At 44.8% G+C, this 22,166-nt stretch carries 20 protein-coding genes; 8 read left to right on the top strand and 12 right to left on the bottom strand.

Annotated features, from left to right (window positions below):
• Positions 1 to 166: 166 nt before the first annotated feature.
• The 3 genes from galK to IUA53_RS01145 form a co-directional block, all read right to left on the bottom strand.
• Positions 167 to 1,306, bottom strand: a complete 1,140-nt coding sequence (gene galK / locus IUA53_RS01155; RefSeq protein ID WP_044055584.1) for a galactokinase — start codon at positions 1,304 to 1,306, stop codon at positions 167 to 169.
• Positions 1,299 to 2,354 carry a UDP-glucose--hexose-1-phosphate uridylyltransferase gene (locus IUA53_RS01150; RefSeq protein ID WP_044445957.1) on the bottom strand — a complete coding sequence of 352 codons (1,056 nt, stop codon included), beginning with the start codon at positions 2,352 to 2,354 and terminating at the stop codon, positions 1,299 to 1,301. The genes galK and IUA53_RS01150 overlap by 8 nt, the downstream gene beginning before the upstream one ends.
• Positions 2,355 to 2,547: 193 nt before the next feature.
• Entirely contained in the window at positions 2,548 to 3,564 is a 1,017-nt protein-coding gene (locus tag IUA53_RS01145; protein ID WP_196898020.1) for an aldose epimerase family protein, read from the bottom strand.
• 269 nt (positions 3,565 to 3,833) lie between these two features.
• Between IUA53_RS01145 and IUA53_RS01140 the strand changes: the two genes are divergently transcribed.
• Complete coding sequence (locus IUA53_RS01140) at positions 3,834 to 4,835, top strand: LacI family DNA-binding transcriptional regulator (protein WP_044445955.1); 1,002 nt, start codon at positions 3,834 to 3,836, stop codon at positions 4,833 to 4,835.
• Positions 4,836 to 5,132: 297 nt separating this feature from the next.
• Here the strand turns inward: IUA53_RS01140 and IUA53_RS01135 are convergent, their stop codons facing one another.
• Positions 5,133 to 5,990, bottom strand: a complete 858-nt coding sequence (locus IUA53_RS01135; RefSeq protein ID WP_196899388.1) for an alpha/beta hydrolase — start codon at positions 5,988 to 5,990, stop codon at positions 5,133 to 5,135.
• A 311-nt stretch (positions 5,991 to 6,301) separates the two neighbouring features.
• Here IUA53_RS01135 and IUA53_RS01130 point away from each other — a divergent pair, with 311 nt between their 5' ends.
• Positions 6,302 to 6,877 carry a hypothetical protein gene (locus IUA53_RS01130; RefSeq protein WP_052364230.1) on the top strand — a complete coding sequence of 192 codons (576 nt, stop codon included), beginning with the start codon at positions 6,302 to 6,304 and terminating at the stop codon, positions 6,875 to 6,877.
• Positions 6,878 to 6,884: 7 nt separating this feature from the next.
• Here IUA53_RS01130 and IUA53_RS01125 read toward each other — a convergent pair whose 3' ends face one another.
• Positions 6,885 to 7,475, bottom strand: coding sequence for an HAD family hydrolase (locus tag IUA53_RS01125; RefSeq protein ID WP_196898018.1), 591 nt, complete (start codon positions 7,473 to 7,475; stop codon positions 6,885 to 6,887).
• A 64-nt stretch (positions 7,476 to 7,539) separates the two neighbouring features.
• On the bottom strand, positions 7,540 to 8,880 hold the full coding sequence (locus IUA53_RS01120; protein ID WP_044449199.1) for an MFS transporter: 1,341 nt from the start codon (positions 8,878 to 8,880) through the stop codon (positions 7,540 to 7,542).
• A gap of 199 nt (positions 8,881 to 9,079) precedes the next feature.
• On the opposite strand from IUA53_RS01120, the gene uvrA reads away from it, so the two are divergent.
• The gene (gene uvrA, locus IUA53_RS01115; protein ID WP_044055577.1) at positions 9,080 to 11,914 is read left to right on the top strand and encodes an excinuclease ABC subunit UvrA; all 2,835 of its coding nucleotides are present in this window, start codon (positions 9,080 to 9,082) and stop codon (positions 11,912 to 11,914) included.
• Between the two features lie 86 nt (positions 11,915 to 12,000).
• On the opposite strand, the gene IUA53_RS01110 is transcribed toward uvrA, so the two are convergent.
• Both IUA53_RS01110 and IUA53_RS01105 read right to left on the bottom strand, forming a co-directional pair.
• Entirely contained in the window at positions 12,001 to 13,521 is a 1,521-nt protein-coding gene (locus tag IUA53_RS01110; RefSeq protein ID WP_196898015.1) for an Hsp70 family protein, read from the bottom strand.
• A 119-nt stretch (positions 13,522 to 13,640) separates the two neighbouring features.
• Entirely contained in the window at positions 13,641 to 14,366 is a 726-nt protein-coding gene (locus IUA53_RS01105) for a transposase (RefSeq protein ID WP_414630849.1), read from the bottom strand.
• 549 nt (positions 14,367 to 14,915) lie between these two features.
• Between IUA53_RS01105 and IUA53_RS01100 the strand changes: the two genes are divergently transcribed.
• Positions 14,916 to 15,329: an acyl-CoA thioesterase gene (locus tag IUA53_RS01100; RefSeq protein WP_044055573.1), complete on the top strand. Its 414-nt coding sequence runs from the start codon at positions 14,916 to 14,918 to the stop codon at positions 15,327 to 15,329.
• Between the two features lie 64 nt (positions 15,330 to 15,393).
• Here the strand turns inward: IUA53_RS01100 and IUA53_RS01095 are convergent, their stop codons facing one another.
• The 3 genes from IUA53_RS01095 to IUA53_RS01085 all read right to left on the bottom strand — a co-directional run bounded on the left by IUA53_RS01095 (position 15,394) and on the right by IUA53_RS01085 (position 17,585).
• Positions 15,394 to 15,879: a DUF3299 domain-containing protein gene (locus IUA53_RS01095; protein ID WP_196898011.1), complete on the bottom strand. Its 486-nt coding sequence runs from the start codon at positions 15,877 to 15,879 to the stop codon at positions 15,394 to 15,396.
• Between the two features lie 73 nt (positions 15,880 to 15,952).
• Positions 15,953 to 16,483 (bottom strand): inorganic diphosphatase, encoded by a 531-nt coding sequence (gene ppa / locus IUA53_RS01090; RefSeq protein WP_044055571.1) that lies wholly within the window; start codon positions 16,481 to 16,483, stop codon positions 15,953 to 15,955.
• Between the two features lie 124 nt (positions 16,484 to 16,607).
• Positions 16,608 to 17,585: a class 1 fructose-bisphosphatase gene (locus IUA53_RS01085; protein WP_044058648.1), complete on the bottom strand. Its 978-nt coding sequence runs from the start codon at positions 17,583 to 17,585 to the stop codon at positions 16,608 to 16,610.
• A gap of 317 nt (positions 17,586 to 17,902) precedes the next feature.
• Between IUA53_RS01085 and mpl the strand changes: the two genes are divergently transcribed.
• The 3 genes from mpl to IUA53_RS01070 are packed head-to-tail and all read left to right on the top strand — an operon-like array spanning position 17,903 to position 20,720.
• Entirely contained in the window at positions 17,903 to 19,264 is a 1,362-nt protein-coding gene (gene mpl / locus IUA53_RS01080) for a UDP-N-acetylmuramate:L-alanyl-gamma-D-glutamyl-meso-diaminopimelate ligase (RefSeq protein ID WP_196898009.1), read from the top strand.
• 2 nt (positions 19,265 to 19,266) lie between these two features.
• A complete protein-coding gene (locus IUA53_RS01075) occupies positions 19,267 to 19,893 on the top strand; it encodes a flavin prenyltransferase UbiX (RefSeq protein WP_044055569.1) in 627 nt (208 codons plus the stop codon).
• An 8-nt stretch (positions 19,894 to 19,901) separates the two neighbouring features.
• Positions 19,902 to 20,720: a S1/P1 nuclease gene (locus IUA53_RS01070; protein WP_196898007.1), complete on the top strand. Its 819-nt coding sequence runs from the start codon at positions 19,902 to 19,904 to the stop codon at positions 20,718 to 20,720.
• A 43-nt stretch (positions 20,721 to 20,763) separates the two neighbouring features.
• Here IUA53_RS01070 and rraA read toward each other — a convergent pair whose 3' ends face one another.
• Positions 20,764 to 21,249: a ribonuclease E activity regulator RraA gene (gene rraA / locus IUA53_RS01065; protein WP_196898005.1), complete on the bottom strand. Its 486-nt coding sequence runs from the start codon at positions 21,247 to 21,249 to the stop codon at positions 20,764 to 20,766.
• A gap of 397 nt (positions 21,250 to 21,646) precedes the next feature.
• Between rraA and IUA53_RS01060 the strand changes: the two genes are divergently transcribed.
• Complete coding sequence (locus IUA53_RS01060; protein ID WP_044055566.1) at positions 21,647 to 22,165, top strand: phosphatase PAP2 family protein; 519 nt, start codon at positions 21,647 to 21,649, stop codon at positions 22,163 to 22,165.
• The last annotated feature ends 1 nt before the right edge of the window (position 22,166 follow it).

Here is a 22,166-nt window from a genome sequence, read left to right as displayed (position 1 = left end):
TAAAAGAGGAAAGTTCGCCATTAATATCACATTTATTTAACTTTTTTCACCGAGGGAGGTGATTTTTAGATAAAAAAACGCCGCATACGTATGCAATGCGGCGTAAGGGACACTCCGCTATAAAAATAACGGTGTTATTAGGGAAAAGAAAAAAGAAAATGTTAAATTACGCAAAGGCTCCTTGCGTAGCAGTACACACGTAAATGTCGGCATGATATCCGGTTTCATTAAAATAGTTATCTGCGACACATTGCTTAACATCGTTGACACGGTCTGTGGGTACTAGCGCGACAACACAACCGCCAAAACCGCCCCCCGTCATTCGTACACCACCAGTGTTGCCGATAAGTGAATGAATAATTTTAACGAGGTAGTCAATGGGCGGAACGGTAATTTCAAAGTCATCTCGCATTGACGCATGAGACGCTGCCATTGCCTCACTAACAGTGACGATATCGCCATTTTTCAAAGCGGTACTGGCACTTAGGGTACGCGCATTCTCGGTAATGATGTGCTTGGCTCTGCGATACACCACGTCAGGCATATGAGGCTTCGCTTTTTCAAGCATGTCGATAGATGCTTCACGCAATGAAGATACACCTAATAAAGATGCGCCTTGTTCGCATTGTTCACGTCGCAAATTATATTCACTGTCCACCAAACCACGTTTCACATTGGAATTAATGATGACAATTTGGTGAGATGCGGGTAAAGGCGAATGAGCAATGTTTAGCGACTGGCAATCCAACAACATCGCATTACCTTCTTTACCCATCGCTGAAATCAGCTGATCCATGATACCGCACGAACAGCCAACGAAGGTATTTTCCGCTTTTTGCCCCAGGAGGGCGGCTTTCACGCCATCTACGGGTAATTCATACAACGCACTCAAGGCTTTAATAATAGCAACCTCAAAGGAAGCTGAAGAACTTAGGCCTGCCCCTTGTGGCACGTTACCAGTCACAAAGAGGTTTGCCCCTTTAAGCCCGGCAACGTCTTCGTGCAGAACCTTAACGACACCACGTACATAGTTTGCCCATCCCTGCTCTTCATCATATTCAATATTGTCGATGGCAAAGGCGTTAGTTGCATTGCTATAGTCCCTCGCTGTCACCACAATCTTATTGTCATCGCGGGCTGACGCTGCCACCCAGGTGCCGAAATTGATGGCGGCGGGAAAGACGAAACCCTGATTATAATCTGTATGCTCGCCAATGAGGTTTACGCGCCCAGGAGCATGGGCAACGAGGGCTGGTGCGTGGGCAAAATGTTGTTCAAATTCTGCAGACAGCAATTGCTTATCCATTGTTATTCTCACGTTTCTTATAGTGCTGAACGGGCAATGCCTTTAAACGGTCGGCTGCCTGCTCAGGGGTTAAATCCCGTTGTGCTTCAGCCATCATTTCGTAACCCACCATGAACTTTCTAACACTTGCGGAGCGAAGAAGTGGCGGAAAGAAATGCGCATGAAGCGTCCACTCAGGGTGTGCCTGATTGTCAAAAGGCGCACTGTGCCATCCCATTGAATACGGGAAGGAAGTTTCAAATAAATTGTCGTAGCGAGTAGTAATTTCGCCAATAATTTCTGCTAGCGACTCGGTTTGTTGGTCACTAATGCTATCTAACGACTGCACATCAAACAGAGGTAACAACAAGGTTTCGAATGGCCAAGCCGCCCAATAAGGTACAACCACAACCCAATGGTTATTTTGACAAACCACACGTTCTTGTTTTTCTACTTCCTGGCGAGCATAGTCGAGCAATAACGGACGAGAGTACGTGCTGTAATACTCGCCCAATTGGGTTAACTTTTTCGCTGGGTCGGATGGCAAATGCTGCTGCGCCCATACCTGCCCATGGGGGTGAGGGTTTGAACACCCCATCATAGCGCCTTTATTTTCAAACACCTGGACCCATTGGTATTGTTGACCTAAGTCCGCGGTTTGCTTCTTCCAGCAATCAACAACTTGCATACGCTGGTCGTTGGTCAGTTCAGGCAATGTTTTACTGTGATCCGGCGAAAAACAAATAACTCGGCTACATCCCTGCTCTGTTTGAAATTGAAAAAGCCCCTCTGATTCACTGGCGTCTTCCGTGTCTTTTTTCAGTGCTGCAAAGTCGTTCTCAAATACGAAAGTACCCGTATAGTCAGGGTTAATTTCACCATTAATACGGGTATTACCTGCACATAAATAACAGTTAGGATCGTAACTTGGTTTTTGCTCGTTTGAAGGCTCTTCAGATTGCCCCTGCCAAGGACGTTTTGCGCGATGTGGCGATACCAACACCCACTCGCCAAGTAGCGGGTTATAACGACGATGGGGATCGTTTGTGGGGTCGAACGGGGTTGCCATAAATACTCTCACCATATTAGAAGGCCAGACATGCCAAAATGCGATGCCTGACCACCTGTCTGAATTACGGGTTAAACGTTTACCCTAAATAGTAAACGAAGCCTAGTTTAATTTCAAACGAGAAAGAAAACTATTTGTTAAATAAATTACACGTTTTGTTTACGTTTATTGCCACTTACCTATTTGTCTCTCGTTAAATGTGCTCGAATGTGTAGCGAATGTACGCCTTGTAAGGAGCCTCGGGGGTCGCAATACAATCAGGAAACTCTGGGCGATTCGGCGAGTCAGGAAAATACTGCGGCTCTAAACAGAGTGCGCCTAATTGAGAAGTTGATTGCAAGCTTCCCGTGTAAAACTGCAAACCGGGCAAATCAGTATAGAGCGACATACAAATCCCCGTGTCTGAGCTCGCCACTTTCGCCTGAGGCTGCCCCTCTACACTGGGTAAAAGCACGTAGTTGTGGTCGTAGCCACCCACCAGCTCATAGAGTGGATGAGACTTATTGCTTTGCGTCTCAATGGCCTTTTGCTGACTAAAATCAAACGGGGTATTGGCGACATCCACATAGCGCCCCGTGGGTAATAGAGTGCTATCCACATCGGTTATTTTTTGGCTATGTATTTGAACTTCTGTAGTGCCCACTGTGGCCTGCTTACTGAGAGTAAAATAGGCATGTTGGGTTAAGCTTAGCGGGGTAGCTTTATCGGTGGTGGCATGAAGCTCCAGCATTAAGGCGTTGTCATTGCCAAGTGTATACACCGCTGTAACCTCAACGTTTCCAGGGAATCCCCCTTCACCGTCTTCACTACTAAGTGAAAAATGGACAGAGACCTCACTGTCAGATTTGCAGACTTTCGACTGCCATACCTTTTTATGAAAGCCAGCAATGCCGCCATGCAGATTATGTTCGCCGCCATTCTTATCCAACTTGTACACTGCGTTATCAAGGGTAAAAGTTGCATTACCTATGCGGTTTGCAAACCGACCCACAATAGCCCCATTGTAACTAGGGTCGTCAATATAGGCGTGTAAATCGGGAAGTGATTGAACACAAGCATGTAGCTGCCCTGCTCGGTCAGGCACTTGAATATCATGAATAATCCCACCTAAACTAAGTAGCGTGACTTTCATGCCATTGTCGTTAATCAGCGTAAAGGCATTAACCACCTTTCCTTGGTAAACACCAAACTCAGTGCTTTGAACTTTCATAACAATATATTAACCTTTCACAATTGATGATTGGCACTGCATTAGCAGTGTCTGCTCAATAGATGTTAAGGAGGGTATACGTTTTCTTGAAAATTTACATCACCTAATAAAACAACATGTTTATGATTTTTTGTAAAATTCCTGTACGCTGTACCCCTAAAACGAATACAGAGACACCCATTATCATCGGCAATTCTATGCCTTTATTTTAGGCACTAGTGTCGATTTGCCCTTATTTAACTAATTAAAAAGACTGCATATTTGTTCTCATGGCTACAATAAAAGATATTGCACAAGCAGCTGGTGTATCCCTAGCAACCGTATCTCGCGTCATTAACGATGGCCCCAAGGTTGGGAAGGAAACTCGCAAACGGGTAAAACGTATAATGGAAGAAATGGGTTACCGTCCCAATGCAAATGCCCGGGCGCTGGTAACCAAACGTAGTGCTTCTTTAGGTGTGGTATTAGCCGAATTGCACGACCCCTTCTTTGCCATGTTAGCCCACGGCGTAGAAACCGTTACTCGTAAGAATAATGTTCAAATACTGCTTAGTGCTGGCTCCATTGAACAAGACACCGAACGCCGCGCCATAGAAATTTTACTTGAGCACAGAGTAGAAGCGATGGTGGTTCATAGCAAAGCCCTTGATGACCAAACTCTTATTGACTTTGCCAAACAAATTCCCGGGTTTGTACTGATTAACCGCTATATCCCCGAAATTGCTAATCGATGCGTGTGGCTTGATAACGTGACGGGTGGGCGATTGATGGCAGAGTACGCTATCGGCCAAGGCCACAAAAGCTTGGCCGTAATTAGCAGCCAATACAGGATTGACGACCCTAATCACAGATTACAGGGTATACGAGAAGCAATGAAAGCCGCTGGCATCGATTTGCCTGAAAGCATGATTGAATACGCGTCTCCAGACCAAGAAGGCGGCGAACTTGCTATGCAGAACTTATTGGCGACTGGGGCTAAATTTACCTCTGTGTTGGCCTATAACGATGCAATGGCGTCAGGCGCAATGACAATGCTACAAGATCACGGTATAAGCGTACCAGACGACGTTTCGGTAGTTGGGTACGATGATGTGTTACTTGCGAAATACTGCCGACCTAAATTGACGACGCTGCGCTATCCTATTGAAATGATGGCAGCAAAGGCCGCTGAGCTTGCCCTTAAATATGCAAGTGGGATTCAGCCAGAGGAAGGCTTAACCTTTAAATATACCCCTACCATTGTTAAACGTGACTCATTGACCCGCGTTTAACGCCACTTCCATATAAAAAATTTCATGGATGCGTGGTATTGACAACGCTTTGATAGTGATCGGTAAAGAAAAATCTTTATCCCCAAGAGACCAGTTTGCGTGATCCTTACTCAGATGACGATCAATCTACGCAGTGATCTTGAATAAATACGCCACAACCCTTGATATTATTGCGCTAACGTGATCCGACCAGCTTCATTGGTGGGATCTCGATCAGACCCCACCCTACGGCAATTTGTGAGTTAATAACAAGTTGATCCACACTTTATCCACAGGACAAATCGTTAGCCCACACTGCTAAATATCTGACAAACTTGCGATAAAAACGCGATAGTCTGCCATAGCACGGTCGCTTTTCAGTGTGGCATTGTGCGTAGCCTTGGGAATAATATAAAGACGTTTTTGAGTACTCGCAGCATTATTCATTAGTGACTGACTAATCGCTGGCGGGGTAACACTGTCGTCTGCGCCTACAAGCATCCACAATGGCCCTTCGTAATGCCGTAAAATCGGTGCTATCTGCATCAAGTGAACTTCAGGATGCAGCTTCATTGAAGTGATTGAATTTGAAAACGAAGGAACCATGTTGGCAATGAGATCAGAGATATTGTTAAATGCACCATCAAGTACTAAACCGTCGATAGGCTTATTGGCAGCCACGTAGCTTGCAAAATAACTTCCCACGCCTCGCCCGTGTACTATGGTGGGCAACGCTTCATCAAAAATACCTTCTGCATAATCAAAAATGGTCAATGCATCGTCTTTAATCGCATTAATACTAAGTTTACCCGACTTTTCACTGGCACCAACACCTTGGTAATCCATCCATAAGATATTAGCTGGTAGTGTACCTAGGCGATGTAAAATGCTGTTGTTTTCGCTTAGCGGCATTCGGTTATCGGGGTAGAAAATAATATTTACTTTCGGTTTTGGGTATGACGCCGCGACGCCTCTTAACACAAGGCCCTGCGCATTGGTTATTTCAACTCGGGTGATACCTGCAGATGTTTTGTCCTGCTGAATGGCTGCATGAAGTTTGGTGGTATTTAATGGTTTGTTTTGGTTGTCTTGGTAGAAGAAAGCACTTGGCGTTACATTTATTGCGCACGCACTTAACCCAATAGCAATAAAGAAAACTATCAATCCTCTCGTCATTTTCACATTCAATCCTTGATGAATAAGCGTTCATTAAAGCAAACTCATGGGTGCGAAACAAGCTCAGCTCATCAATCCCCTCTTTATTGGACACCCACTTTTATTTAGACACACACTGAGCAACATGGACACCCACTTTAAAAGTGAATGTCCATGTTACTCATCTTTTTACATGTGTGTCTCAGTCATGCCGTTTGAAACAAGTTGACACACATGTTCCATTCTTAAACCTATTAGCTAGCGATATACTCAGAATGATTGGCGATTAAGATACACCGTTAACCACACACATAGATTGGAATTTATTATCAATGAAAATGAAAGTACCATTAAAATTTCAGCTGCTTTTACTGGCCACCTTTACGTTATATGCGTGTGAATCTACCCAAGATTTAGAAACCACACTCATTCCTGAAGCTAATAAAAAGGCCCACCAAAAAACGTTAGCCAATGCAAAGCGTTGCGCTTTAACACTATCGTCATTAACAGACAACCGAACCAGCAAAACGCTTGTCTTACATGAAACAAATAATGAAAGTCTATCGGACCCTGTTTTCCAATGGCTGAGCGAAAGTTTGACCGAAATGAACGTTTTATCAGATACAGATAACAAGGTTAGCGTTAACGTCTCACTTGAACGCGCCTTTTTAAAAACCCTCAATGACAAGATATCAGCCACCGTTGTGTTAAACGTTGCGCATAAAACCAATGTTGATACCGAGTTCTCATCATCTCAAGTGTATCGAGGGCAAAGCTTCATACTGGCTGAAACTGAGAGATCTGATGAAAAGGAGAGCAAAAATCGCGTCTATTCTCTTGCGGTAAAGAAAGCGATAAGTCAAGCAAGTCAAAGAGTTAAGACCGGCTTACTTCACTTATGCGTTTAGCAATATATTACAGTCCAGTTTGCACTTGGCCGTTGATGACCATAATACAGGCCATACCGGCATTCACTGCGGCCTGCCTACCCATTTCTGTATCTTCAAATACAACACAGTTTTCCGGCGCAATACCCATTTTTTTAGCTGCTAGCAAAAAGGTATCCGGGTGAGGCTTCCCTTTAGCGACATCATCAGATGTCACCAACGCGTGTAATGGGTTAAGTAAATTGTGCTGAGATAACAACCAGGTGGCATGTGCTCTGTCAGAGCCAGTCCCTACTGAAATAGGCTTACTGCCTATGTATCGTTGGAAAATAATGAGGGTGTCTTCAATAAGCGCTGGAAGGTCTTCAAGCTCATCGAATACCTTCTTTTTAAATGCCGCGACGGCATATGGGTCATGCTCACAGCCGTACCTTTTATTTAATAAAACAGCCGTTTCAGCAGTAGGGACACCACCAAGGCTATGATGGTATTCTCTATCAAATGGGTAACCAAACTCACGACAAGTTACTTGCCAAGCTTCAACGTGAACGCCCATAGAATCCACTAAGGTACCATCCATATCAAAAATGATACCTTGGTAGCGTGATAAATCTATCATTGGTGTCTCCTCCTTGCTCAGCCAATACTCTTTTTTACGTTATCTTGTTTTGGGAGTATAGCGCTTAGCCACTTTCCAACACTTTACGCGCTTCTACCGCATTGAAGTCTCGATTCACTTTTAAATATGCCGCATTACTATTACTGTTTAACGTCACTTCTAATACTCCTGACACCTGCATTAGCTTTGCGGATAAATGGTGATTAGGTGCCACAGTATTGTCCAAACTCATGGTGATACGCTTTACTCGGCTCACTTCTTTTAACCCACCCAACACCACGACCCAAATGAGGGTACTTATGGCCCCCACTAGATAAGCCGCTTCTGGTGAGAAAATATTGGTGACAATACCTGAAAGCATACCACCTAAAAACGCGCCGAAAAACTGGAAGCTGGCGTAAATCCCCATTGCAGTGCCCTTTTGTCCGGCAGGGGCAATACTTGAAACTAAAGCGGGAAAGTTTGCTTCTAAATAGTTAAAGCCGGTAAAAAACAACACCACAGCAGCCGACGTAACCCACCAACTATTGTCTTTGAGTGCGAGTCCTAAGAACGCAGCGCCCATCAGTGAGACACCCACAAAAAGATATGATTTAGGCGTTCTTCCTCGTGCCATCCCCATCATAATGATGAGCCCCAGGACAGACACGCCCAGTACGGGTAAATACAGTGTCCAGTGACTGTCCAAAGTCATGTCAAAATGCAAAAGTGTCACGGGCAGCTGTACGAAAAGTAGTGTTATTAGCATGTGCAACACCATAACGCTTACATTTAAACGCCATAGTTGAGAAGAGAAGACGAGCTCGGCAAGTTGACCTTTTTGCGGGAGGGTATCACCGCTGCTCACCTTAACGCCATTGGGAACAACCCATTTAACGAGAGGCATACAAAGTACAGCGAGCACCCCAGTCACCGAAAAAATACCGGCTAGCCCCCAACTTTTAGCAATAAGAGGCCCAATGATAACCGCAAGGTAAAAAGAAAATCCGATGGCAATCCCGATAATAGCGAGCACTTTGGCCCGCTGGCTCTCTCGACTAACATCAGTGGCCAATGCCATAATGGCTCCGGCAATTGCACCGGCGCCTTGCAGTATGCGACCCACTATCATCCACGCCATAGTATCAGCTTGGGAGGCAATAAAGCTGCCCAAAGCAAACACTGCTAAGCCCAACAAAATAACCGGTTTTCTACCCCATTTATCAGACATCATACCCATGGGAATTTGTAACGCGGCTTGCGTGAGGCCATAACCACCAACAGCAAGGCCCACCATTAACGGGGAATAATCAGGATAGTCCATGGCTGCAACGGCCAATACAGGCATCACCATAAACAAACCCAACATACGTAAAACGTACACCAAGGCAAGCGCCAGTGAGGCGCGCAATTCCAGAGCGTTCAAACCGTTAAAGTCCTCTAATTCATGATGGGCGCGAAGTGTAGCATAATATAAGCGCCTTCCCACGTTTCTAAAAACCGATTAATCTAATCTTAAGGTGATCCCTTCAATACTCAGCGAGTATAATTTCAAGGTACGTTGCCATATCACTTTGCTTGACACCTATGGCATACTGATTCTTTTTTCTCTCACTTAGGCTTCAATGGATAAAATCGAAATTCGCGGTGCCCGCACCCACAATTTAAAAAACATCGATTTAACACTGCCAAGAGACAAACTGGTGGTGATAACCGGACTTTCTGGCTCGGGGAAATCATCCCTTGCTTTCGATACCCTTTATGCGGAAGGCCAACGACGATATGTAGAATCGTTGTCTGCCTATGCGCGTCAATTCCTTTCCATGATGGAAAAACCCGATGTCGACCACATTGAGGGGCTTTCACCTGCTATATCCATTGAGCAAAAATCGACATCACATAACCCCCGCTCGACGGTAGGCACTATCACAGAGATATACGATTACTTAAGGTTGATGTTTGCACGAGTGGGTACACCACGATGCCCCGACCACGATGTACCGTTGGACGCACAAACCGTCAGCCAAATGGTTGATAAAGTGTTGGCGATGCCCGAAGGCAGTAAGCTCATGCTTCTCGCGCCTATTGTTAAAGAGCGCAAAGGCGAGCACGTTAAAACGCTACAAAACCTGTCGGCACAAGGTTTTATTCGTTGTCGAATTGATGGCGAAGTGTGCGACCTTTCAGATCCACCAGAACTCGACCTTCATAAAAAACACACGATTGAAGTGGTTGTAGACCGCTTTAAGGTGCGTGAAGACATGGCCCTAAGGCTTTCAGAGTCGTTTGAAACCGCCTTAAGTCTGGCTAACGGAAACGCCGTTGTGGCTGATATGGACGACAAAGACGCAGAAGAAATCATTTTTTCTGCCAATTTCGCCTGCCCGCATTGCGGTTACAGCTTAAGCGAACTCGAACCCCGCCTGTTTTCTTTTAATAACCCCGCTGGTGCGTGTCCAACATGTGATGGCCTAGGCACTCGCCAGTTCTTCGATCCAGCACGGGTAGTCGGGAACGCAGAATTAAGCCTAGCCGGCGGTGCCATACGCGGCTGGGATAAACGTAGCTACTATTATTTTCAAATGCTACAAGCGGTAGCTGATCACTACAGCTTCGACTTATCCGTACCGTTTGAATCCTTAGATGATAAACACAAAGAAATTGTGCTTTACGGTTCTAAAGGTAAATCACTTACGTTCAAGTACATCAATGAACGTGGTGACATTATGGAGCGTAAGCATCCGTTTGAAGGCATTATTCCAAACATGGAACGCCGCTACCGAGAGACTGAATCGAATTCGGTGCGTGAGGAATTAGCTAAATATTTAAGTCAGCAACATTGCAGTAGCTGCAATGGAACCCGCTTGAGGGTGGAAGCCCGAAATGTGTTTATTCAGGATACAACGCTACCGGCCATCGCAGAGATGTCGATTGCGGGTGCTTATGAATTCTTCGAGAACTTAGATTTAGCCGGTCAAAAAGCACAAATTGCAGAGAAGATATTAAAAGAAATCCTCGACCGCTTACGTTTTTTGGTTAACGTTGGTCTTAATTATTTGTCGATGTCACGAAGTGCCGACACCCTTTCAGGGGGTGAAGCACAGCGTATTCGCCTTGCCAGTCAAATAGGCGCGGGATTAGTGGGTGTTATGTATGTGTTGGATGAACCTTCTATCGGGTTGCATCAAAGAGACAACGAACGCCTGCTTAAAACCCTAACGCATTTACGTGACCTCGGTAACACCGTGTTAGTAGTAGAGCACGATGAAGACGCCATTCGAGAAGCAGACTACGTGGTGGATATTGGCCCGGGTGCAGGTGTGCATGGTGGCCAAATTATCGCAGAAGGTCAGTTGGATGACATTTTAAAAAGTGAACAATCACTTACTGGAAAGTACCTTTCTGGTAGAGAAAAAATAGAAATACCTACAGCGCGAAACGCGGTTAAGAATGACCAATGGTTAACGTTAGAGGGCGCAACGGGGAATAACCTTAAGTCGGTAGACTTGAAAATTCCTACTGGGGTGATGACCTGCGTCACAGGCGTGTCTGGATCGGGTAAATCTACCCTTATTAACGACACGTTTTACAAGATAGCACAACGAGAATTGAACAAAGCGACAGCCTCCGAGCCTGCCCCTCATAAATCTATGCATGGTTTGGAAAACCTCGATAAGGTTGTGGATATTGACCAAAGCCCTATTGGGCGAACTCCACGTTCAAACCCTGCCACCTATGCGGGTATATTTACCCCAATTAGGGAAATGTTTGCCGGAACGCAAGAAGCTCGCTCTCGTGGCTACAAACCGGGCCGGTTCAGCTTTAATGTTAAAGGCGGACGATGTGAAGCGTGTCAGGGCGATGGGGTCATAAAGGTAGAGATGCACTTTCTTCCAGATGTTTATGTACCTTGCGATGTATGTAAAGGGAAACGCTATAACAGAGAAACGCTTGAAGTTAAATATAAAGACAAAAACATCCATGAAGTGTTAGAAATGACGGTTGAAGATGCGCGTAACTTTTTTGACGCTATCCCGGCAATTTCACGTAAGTTGCAGACACTCATTGATGTAGGATTGTCTTATATACGTTTAGGGCAGGCTGCTACCACCCTATCAGGCGGCGAAGCACAGCGGGTTAAATTAGCAAAAGAGCTGTCAAAGCGAGATACTGGGCAAACTTTATACATTCTAGATGAGCCCACCACTGGCCTACACTTTCACGATATTAAACAGTTACTTGCGGTATTGCATAGACTACGTGACCATGGCAATACTGTGGTGGTTATTGAGCACAACCTGGATGTAATAAAAACTGCAGACTGGATTGTAGACTTGGGCCCTGAAGGTGGTTCAGGTGGTGGCCAAATAATCGCAGAGGGCACGCCTGAGCACGTAGCTGAACAAGAGGTCTCTCATACCGGTCGATTCCTAAAACCAATGCTTGAGAAACAGCGCTAGCACCAAGCTAATACAACGACACATAGCCCCCCGAAACATGGACACCCACACTTTTACAGTGGGTGTCTTTTTATCTGCAGGTACTATTAGCCAGTGTGGCTGTCAAATTCGTGCTTTGCAGCTTGTATCGCTAACCCTTCACAAACAGAGTTAAAGGCGTCATTCTCTAGCCTAGGCAGGCCCGTTAATAATGCTTCGTATAACGCATCCACAACAATTGGTGACAAGCTCATCCCACCTGTAATCATAACCATCTCTGGCTTTTCAGGGCTTTTATCTAAACACTCAACCACAAGTTTTTTAACTTTGTCTAACCAAGGTTTTAGCGCTATTTTCAGCATCTCCTGGCTAATATTGACATCAAAACCTTCTTCTATGTAGTGTAATGGCAGGGTGATCGTTGACTTTGACGATAGCAATTCCTTCGCCATACGCACAGAGTTGACTACGCGAGCAGATAGTTTTTCTTCTTGAACAGTCAAGAGACGCTCAAGCTGAGCAGTCTCTCTTGTAACAGACATGGTCTGTGAAATATCCAGCCCATAGTCGTCTGAGAAGAATCGTGTAAGCGCCGGTATGTTATCAACCGCGCACATATCAGAAAAATACGTCGGGGGAACAGGTAAGCCGTTTATCATTTTAAGCCCCATGCCCATATCAGGGGCTACCGCTTTTAGCAGTAAGCCCTTGTCGCAATCCATTCCACCTAGTCTACGGCCAGTAACAGACAATAAGTCTTGGCTACGATCTAGCTGATTTGTTCGCTTGGGAGATAATTTAATACAACAAATATCTGTTGTACCGCCGCCAATATCTACAATAAGCGTAGTCGTGTCTTTTGGAAGTGTACGCTCTATTTTGTACGCAGCAGCTATTGGCTCATCGAGAAAATTAACTCCCGAAAAACCTGCTAACCTAGCTGCTTCTGTCATTATCTGAATGGCCTGAGCGTTGCCTTCTTCTCCCCGTGTACCATGAAACTTAACGGGTCTACCTATCACTGCTGTAGAAACATGGCGATTAAGCTGCTCTTCTGCACAACGTTTAAAATAGGCAAGTTGCTTCGCAATAATGCCAATAAAAGCGTGTTTTTGATCGCCGTCTAGCGACGCCCCTAGAAAGTTTTTTGGTGAATAGATAAGACGACCTTTATTGGGCGTTTTTAAAAAGCGACGAAAGCCTTCTTCACCAAACGCAAACTTACCATATTCTACTAACCGCAATAGTGGAATTTCGTCTAACGACATGGCATGCATTAGTTGTTGAATGGCTTTGCGCTGCAATGAAGGCTTGTTGTGAAATTCGGCCCGCAGGGAGTCTATTCTATCGCTGTATAATGACTGCTCTTTAGGATCGCTCGCCGAATAATACCCTTGCTTCGCCTTATCAATTTTTTCGTTCAGCGCACGTTTGAGCTGAGCCACTTTTGCTTCAACCATAGCGTCAGGCGGCGGGGGGAGTTCATCATCGAAATAGATGAATACTGAAGAGCGTATTTTGTTGCCCTTCTTGTCTTGTGGGTCAAGTTTTATATGCTGATGGGTAGCACCATCAAAATACACAACTTCAGAATTTGATGTGCCGTAATCAATCCCAATCGCAGTCATAACCGTTCATAAATTAGCGCTTTTTGTGGATTGTAAATGAAAAAACTAGCACACCCAAAGAAAAACATTCCCAACAGCACTCATGCTGTTGGAAAAATCATCTTTGCTGCAATATTTTCTTAAATTACGAGTTTGCGTTCGGCGTGCGCTAGGCTGATACAAGTCGAAAACTGTGTTTCAATATTGGTTACCATTAATGACCATTTAGCTTGCGCTAAACCTACCCGAGTGAGAATTGGCTCACAATCTAAGGGAATAGCGCCAGGTTTATCTGCACGTAATTGGCGACCTGTTTCGTCAACCAAGAGTAAGTAATCTTTCAAGTCAAAAGGCAGTCCCTTTCGAACATGAGTACTATTGTTGACAAAGGGCATGAGCTTTTTGGGTTGCGTGTTATTTTTTGCAGCCCTAACTCTTCGCTTTACACTAGTGTGGGGGGAATGCTCGGGAGTGTCCGCTTTCCCCGCGCGAACGGGATTCAAGTCTACATAGGCCATGCAGGCAAGCAATGCTCCCTCATCAAGTAAAGCTTGAGATTTAAAGCGGCCCTCCCAAAAGCGCCCTGTACACGCGTCTTCTTTATTTGCCATTCTGGCAATGTATTCATTCAACAAGCGCATAAACCAGCTGATATCGTAAAGGCGTTGCCGATAAACCTTTATAGACGCGATTACACTTAATAACTCAGGCTCAGAAAGTGAATTCCGCTGCTTTTTATCCATGTATCTACGGGTGAGCACTGTGCCTTTGTGAAGCATATGCCATCGTTTTAACACTTCATCGCTGCTCATCGCACATGCCTTGGTTTTATCAACGTGCAGGACTAAATGTGTATGATTGCTCATTACTGCAAAGGCACATATGTCGATTGCAAAAATACTAGCCAGTTTTAAAGCCCTATTTTCAATAACTTGCCGTCGATGGTTATAATTTTTACCCGTCAACTCGTCCACGCCACACAAATACGCCCTACGAACACAGCGTGATACGCAGTGATAATACGGCGTACTATCCAAGCAAATTAACGACTTACGAGGCCTTGGCATACGTGAAATCCAAGAAAAAGGGCATGACAATTATGTTGCAGCAAAAAACAGTAGGTTAAAACTGTATCTTGGGACAGGAATCCCGAAATAAGTAAAAAAACGAAACTATGCGAAACAAAGACACTCACTTTTCAACACGCCTTCAATTATGCGAAACAAAGACACTCACTTTTCAACACGCCTTCAATTGGCTGTCCAAATTCAGGTCTGTGGATGTCAATAATTAGTGAGTGTCCATAAGTTTTGTTTTATGGCGGTTTCCGCGAGCGCCTAAAAGCAAGTATGCTGAATTCGACTTTGGTTAATGCTAGAGTGAGGAAAAATGCAGCCACAATGTAAAACACTATTATGAATGATGAAACACCATTGCTGACGTCTTTTGACGTTCGTTTTTGTGAAACAGACGCCTTGCAACATGTCAGTAATACCGCTTTAGTCGCGTGGTTTGAAGCCGCAAGAGAACCTATTTTCCGTATATTCACCCCCTCCCTCGATTTAAAGAACTGGCCGTTAATACTTGCAAGTTATAAAGTCGATTTTTTAGGGCAAATTTTTTACGGTAAGCCCGTTACCGTAAAGACCTTTATTAGTCGCCTGGGTACGAGTTCATTCGATGTGTTTCAAGAATTATGGCAAGACGAAAAGTTATGCGCTAAGGGCGTAACAACCATGGTGCATTTTGATTATGCAAATCAACGTTCAGCCCCTATCTCTCCCGATATTAAACAAGCATTAATGGTGCATTTCAAAGATACCAAATAATACTGTTAGAGCACATTAATGCCTTGCATGGGGGGACTCCCCATGCACAATCTCGTTAAGATATTTAAAACATTTGTATCGATTCACCCGATAGACGATAGCCGACAGAGGCAATATCACCTTGCCAACCATCCGTTGATAGTGTGCCTGTCACCCAAATAGCGTCATAAATATTATCGATAGGTATACCCTTTTCAAATTTTACGTAAACAATTTGATTCGAAGGCGGGGGTGGTACATGTATGCAGGCACCAAAGTAAGGCACTAGTAAAAACTCGGTAGTGAGTGTCTCAGTCCCCTCAAGTGGCACGACGAAGCCTGGGATTTTCACTCGCTTACCATCATAAGCATCGACCACTGGCGCATCTGGTTGCAGTTGGCTCATTTCCCCGTTGTGTTGGACAGAAGGTGGCGCTAACTCATTGAAGCCTTCGGGGACCAAGTCTTCCCAATATACTTCTAATACAGTTTCAGCCGCCGCTCCTTTGCACGCTAAGGCCAGCAATAGGGTGCTAAGCACAACAATAAATTTTACCCTAAGGTTTCGCATAACTCTCTCGTTTAAAATAAAAAAGGGCTGGTTATTACCAGCCCTTTTTAACACTTTTTACAGTCAGCGTGAATTATTCTGCTTCGAATCGCTCAACACTTGAGACAATTTCAGCTTTTGCAGCGGCCGCATCTTCCCAGCCATCAATTTTAACCCACTTTCCAGGCTCTAAATCTTTATAGTGCTCAAAGAAGTGCTCGATTTGCTTAAGAAGTAGTGGAGGTACATCTGCAATTTCATGGACATCACGGTAAATTGTAGAAAGCTTATCCACCGGTACTGCAAGTATTTTTGCGTCTTTACCAGACTCATCCGTCATGTTCAGTACGCCTACAGGGCGGCACTTAATCACAGAGCCAGCTAGTAGAGGGAATGGCGTCATAACAAGCACGTCAACCGGATCACCATCTTCTGACAATGTGTTGTTCACATAACCGTAGTTAGTTGGGTAGTGCATGCACGTGGCCATAAAGCGGTCTACAAACATCGCGCCCGTGTCTTTATCTACTTCGTATTTCACTGGATCAGCGTGAGCTGGGATCTCAATGATTACATTCACTTCATCAGGCAAGTTCTTGCCAGCAGAAACAGCACTTAAGCTCATTCTATTGTCCTTACAATAATAGATTAGAAATTTTGCCCGTAAGTATACGGTGACAGCGGCAAAATAAAAACGATTTAAGACGCTTGTCTTACTGATCAGCCCTAATTTTACCGCTTTTTAAGGTTTACTCGCTCTTTGTTGCGTAGCTCAAGCACGTTTCTACTTCATCTTTAGAGCCAATAATGCAAGGCACACGTTGATGAATTTCTTCAGGCATAACCTCTAGAATACGGCCCTCTCCCGTTTCCGCTTTACCGCCGGCCTGCTCCATGAGAAAGGCCATTGGGTTTGCTTCATACAGCAAGCGTAATTTACCCGGTTTGGATGGGTCGCGGTTGTCGAAGGGGTACATGAAGATACCGCCGCGACACAATAAACGATGAATATCTCCTACCATCGCGGCGACCCAACGCATATTGAAGTTTTTGCCCCTTGGCCCGTCTTTGCCCGCTAGCAGGTCGGCAATATACGCTTGCATTGATGGTTCCCAATGGCGTTGATTAGAGGCATTAATTGAAAACTCAGTCGTTTGCTCGGGCACTTGAATATTAGGGTGAGTTAATAAAAAGCCACCGTGAGTTTTATCCAAGGTGTAAATATGTGTGCCTCTGCCTGTAGTTAGCGCCAACATTGTTGATGGGCCATAAAGCACATACCCTGCTGCAACTATTTGCGTTCCCGGCTGTAAAAACGCTGATGGGTCTTCAGGCTCCATCCATTGCGGTGCATGGGTAATTGAAAATATAGTACCGATTAAGCTGTTAATTTCGGTATTCGATGAGCCATCTAAAGGGTCGAAACTAACGAGGTATTTACCTTCTGGATTACAAGGTACTACATCGTCCTCTTCTTCTGATGAAATGGCTTTTACATACCCAGATTCTCGAAGTGTATCTTTTAAAATATGGTTTGAGATTACGTCGAGCTTCTTTTGTGTTTCGCCCTGTACATTTTCAGATAGTGTAGAGCCAAGCACGCCAGCCAGTGCGCCCTGGCTTACGCGGAAAGATATCTCTTTACAACCAGCTAATAAGGTACGAATGAGCAGAATCAACTCAAGGGGTGCACCGTCTTTTTGCAATTGGGAATTTAAACGTTTCATTAAATGTAAGCCTTTTTTTCGTGTGTAGGGTGTAATGATACGAGGTGCGCAGTTTTCCATTCTGGCTTTTCTCTCGTAACACCAACAAGCTAAAACCCGCCTGTTAAGGGCACATTCATAATTACAGTACAGTAAAATCAATGCTAAACCGATTGTAACCATGTTCTTACTGAATTAGAACACGCTAAATCAACGCCATTTACACAGCATACCAGTTTAATACTTTACCAAGGGGGAACCGGTAAATTGAATTATCTATTCGCTTTCGGGTTCTGATAGAGTACACCTAATAACATGAAAATGAATGAGAATGCGCGATGCATGTACATATTTTAGGCATTTGTGGCAGCTTTATGGGCGGTATTGCTGCTATAGCAAAATCCCTTGGCCACAAGGTAACAGGGTCTGATGCTAATGTTTACCCTCCCATGAGCACACAATTGGAAGCGCTGGGTATCATGCTTACCGAGGGCTACGATGAAGCGCAATTTTCGCCAGCTCCAGATATTGTGGTTATTGGGAATGCTATGTCACGAGGTAACCCTGCCGTAGAGTACGTCCTTAACCGCAATCTACCCTACACAAGTGGCCCGCAGTGGTTATTAGACAATTTATTAAAAGACAGATGGGTAATCGGTATTGCAGGCACACATGGCAAAACCACCACCAGCAGCATGGTAGCGTGGATCCTCGAGCACGCTGGTTTGAAGCCCGGCTATTTAATCGGGGGGGTGCCAGAAAACTTTGGCGTATCTGCTCGGGTTGGAGACTGTCCATTTTTTGTCATTGAGGCAGATGAATACGACAGTGCGTTTTTCGACAAACGCTCTAAATTTGTGCACTATCGCCCCAAAACGTTAGTAATTAATAATTTAGAATTTGACCATGCTGACATTTTTGCCGACCTTTCTGCTATTCAAACTCAGTTTCATCACTTAGTGAGAATGGTGCCAGAAAACGGCCTAATTCTTACTCCTAATCATACCCCATCAATAGAAGACACCTTGAAAAAGGGGTGCTGGTCATCAAGACAAGCACTGGGTAAAGAGTGGGCTGCAGAGCTGATTAACCAAGACGGAAGTGAGTTTTACGTTGTACATAATGGGTGTCAGGTTGGTTCAGTGAAATGGTCGCTATTAGGTCAACATAATGTAGATAATGCACTCATGGCGATTGCAAGTGCACATCATGCGGGGGTCACCTTGCCTGATGCCATTGACGCGCTGTCCCATTTTAAAAACGTAAAACGCAGAATGGAAATTAAAGGGAATGTGGACGGAATTACCGTATACGACGATTTTGCTCACCACCCTACCGCCATTGCGACCACATTAGATGGCTTGCGAAAAAAAGTGGGACACGCACGTATTTTGGCCGTATTAGAACCTCGCTCCAATACAATGAAGATGGGTGTCCATAAAGATACGCTTGCTGGCGCATGGCACCAAGCTGATGAGGTTTTCCTATTTGAACCTAGCGATATGGATTGGTCTTTATCGTTAGCGGTCGCCCATAGCGAGACACCCACACATTGCTTCAATAACATCGAAAATATTGTGCAAGCGCTCGTGGATACCGCGCAAGATGGTGACCATATTCTGGTCATGAGCAATGGCGGATTTGGTGGCATTCACAGTCAAATTTTAAGCGCCTTGAGCGCGCGGGAACAAAAGGCATAACAATGAAGCACGATAAGCAAGTGACACTTGCGATAACAGGCGCCTCCGGTGCACCCTATGCACTCACCTTGTTGCAATCTTTGGTAAAAGCCGACTATGAGGTATTTGTACTGATATCGTCTGCAGCCAAAGTGGTGTTTGCCACAGAAGAAAACGTAAAAATCCCCTCGCGCCCCAGCGATGCTGCTGCGTTTTTTAGTGAGCAATGCGGTGCAAAAGAAGGGCAGATTCAGGTTTTTGGAAAAGAGGAATGGTTTTCGCCAGTGGCCTCTGGCTCAGCAGCACCACGCAAAATGGTTGTGTGTCCATGCTCAACAGGTACCCTTTCATCCATTGCCATCGGTGCCAGTGACAATCTTATTGAGCGTGCCGCAGATGTAGTGTTAAAAGAACGCGGGCAACTTATTTTGGTGCCAAGAGAAATGCCACTGTCCTCTATCCATCTGGAAAATATGTTAAAACTGTCACAAATGGGTGCCACAATAATGCCTGCGGCACCCGGGTTTTACCACAACCCAAAGACCATAGATGATTTGGTCGACTTTGTTGTGGCAAGAATTCTCGACCACCTCGGTATTGAGCAATCCCTCGTTGCACGCTGGGGCTACCAATCTAAACACCATCAATAGGAACATTTATGTCAACGTTCGAAAGAACTTTTTTCGCTGTGACGCTTTTCGTGTCTACCACTCTACTTTCAAGTTCACCCGCACTGGGCTGGGGTCAAACCGGTCACCGTGTGACAGGCGCTATTGCGGAAAAATATTTAAGCCCGCTCTCTCAAGCCGCCCTAAAAGACCTGCTCCCTCGTGGTTCTTTAGCTCAAGCGTCAACGTATGCCGATGAAATGCGTTCAGACCCAAGTACGTTTTGGCGCAAAACGGCTTCTCCATGGCATTATGTCACCGTACCTGAGGGTCAAAACTACGTTAACGTAGGTGCCCCAGATGAAGGCGATGCGGTTACAGCGCTCTCACATTTTAAAAGTGTGCTTTTGAATGATGCCTCTACCGCAGAGGAAAAGCGTTTGGCATTGCGTTTTATCGTGCACATTATTGGTGATTTGCACCAACCTTTACATGCGGGGAATGGTACTGACAGAGGCGGCAACGATGAAAAATTGCAATTCTTCTGGCACGATTCCAACTTGCACCGCGTTTGGGACTCCGAAATGCTAGATCAGCGCAAAATGTCTTATACAGAGTGGACAGAGCAACTGAATCGTCAAATTACACCACAAAATATTCGTCAGTGGGCGTCTGTCGACCCATTCGTATGGATTCAAGAAAGCATTGAAATTCGCGACACCATATACCCTGAAGAGGGGGCCGAACTATCCTACGATTATCTTTACAATCATTTGCCTATTGCCACCGAACGTTTGCAAATGGCGGGGATTCGTATTGCCATGTATTTAAATCATATATTTGATAGCGAACACAATAACGCATCATAAAAAAGGAGGCCTTGGCCTCCTTTCTTCATATCAGGATACTATTTCATTCTAAATCAAGCGGTTCTGGCGATAAAATGACACCAGTACTATCGGCGTACAGGTGATCTTCTGGTAAAAAAGTTACCCCGCCAAAGTTCACGGGTACATCAACATCACCAATACTTTCACTTTCAGCATTAACCGGAATGGCCGCTACTGCGAAAACACCAATGTCTAAATCAGCTAAGGTATCAACTTCACGCACACTGCCGTAACACACTATCCCTTCCCAGTCGTTATCTATGGCAATTTGCGCAGACGTTGCATCAATAAGCGCGCGACGAACCGAGCCTCCTCCGTCAATCAGTAATACTTTTCCTGCTCCAGGCTGGGCCAGCACCCTATCAATTAACCCTCTGTCTTCAAAGCACTTAATCGTGGTTACTTCACCACCGAAAGAGTAGCGGCCGCCATAGCTTACAAATATGGGGTCGACAACATCGACACTATCGGCAAATAAATCGCATAATTCAGAAGTGTTGTAATCCATTGCTCTGCCTTACTTTAATTAAGTGAAGTGAATAACTTGATGGGTTTAGCATAGCATTAATTTAACGCTTGAAAACGTTAGATTACGCATCTTGATAAAATTCGAAGGTATTTTTCACATCGACCTCACCTTCCCTTTAATTTAGTGCCGTAATCGGATAATTAGCACATAAATTGCTAGCATTATTGTATTGGTGGCTGTCCACTACGACGTTTGAATGTTGTGACTGTCCATGATTTCCGTGATGATGTGTGTGTCCCACGCATGAAACCTGTGGGTGTCCAATACAGCTTCCCTTATCACGCAGTATGTAATAAAGGTTTCTTTTTTTTGTCACCGATTGGTCACAGTTAATTTTTAATCTGTGCATTAATTAATCGCAATGGGGTGCAAGGTGATGAACTTAAAATCCTTGACCAAATACGATACAGATCTTTTTTATTTCATTTACCGGCTAACGGTGAAAAGAGACTGTCGCAGCATTATCTGGTTATCCAAAACCGGCGACGGATACCTTTATTTTGTGATCGGCATGCTACTTTGGGCCTTTGAACCCGAGCATGGCGAGCTATTCCTCTATACCGCGCTGATGGCATATGCGTTGGAACTTCCTATCTATGTGCTGCTTAAGAAAATGTTCAAGCGACCACGCCCCTGTGATTTTCTAATGAATTTAACAGCACATGTCACTCCCTCAGATAAGTTCTCTTTGCCGTCAGGACACACGGCAGCCGCATGGCTTATGGCCAGTATAGTGGCGCACTATTATCCGCCCTTTGCCGTATTGGCCTATTGCTGGGCCTTACTGATAGGGCTATCAAGAGTACTGCTTGGTGTTCACTATCCTTCTGATGTCGTAGCGGGAACCTTACTTGGTATCACTATTGCGTCGTTGAGTATTTCCATTCTGGGGTAAC

Source organism: Alteromonas sp. B31-7, from assembly GCF_015767655.1.
GTDB classification, from domain to species: domain Bacteria; phylum Pseudomonadota; class Gammaproteobacteria; order Enterobacterales; family Alteromonadaceae; genus Alteromonas; species Alteromonas australica.
Note: the sequence above shows the minus strand (reverse complement) of the source record. Positions and strands in the feature narration are given on the sequence as shown.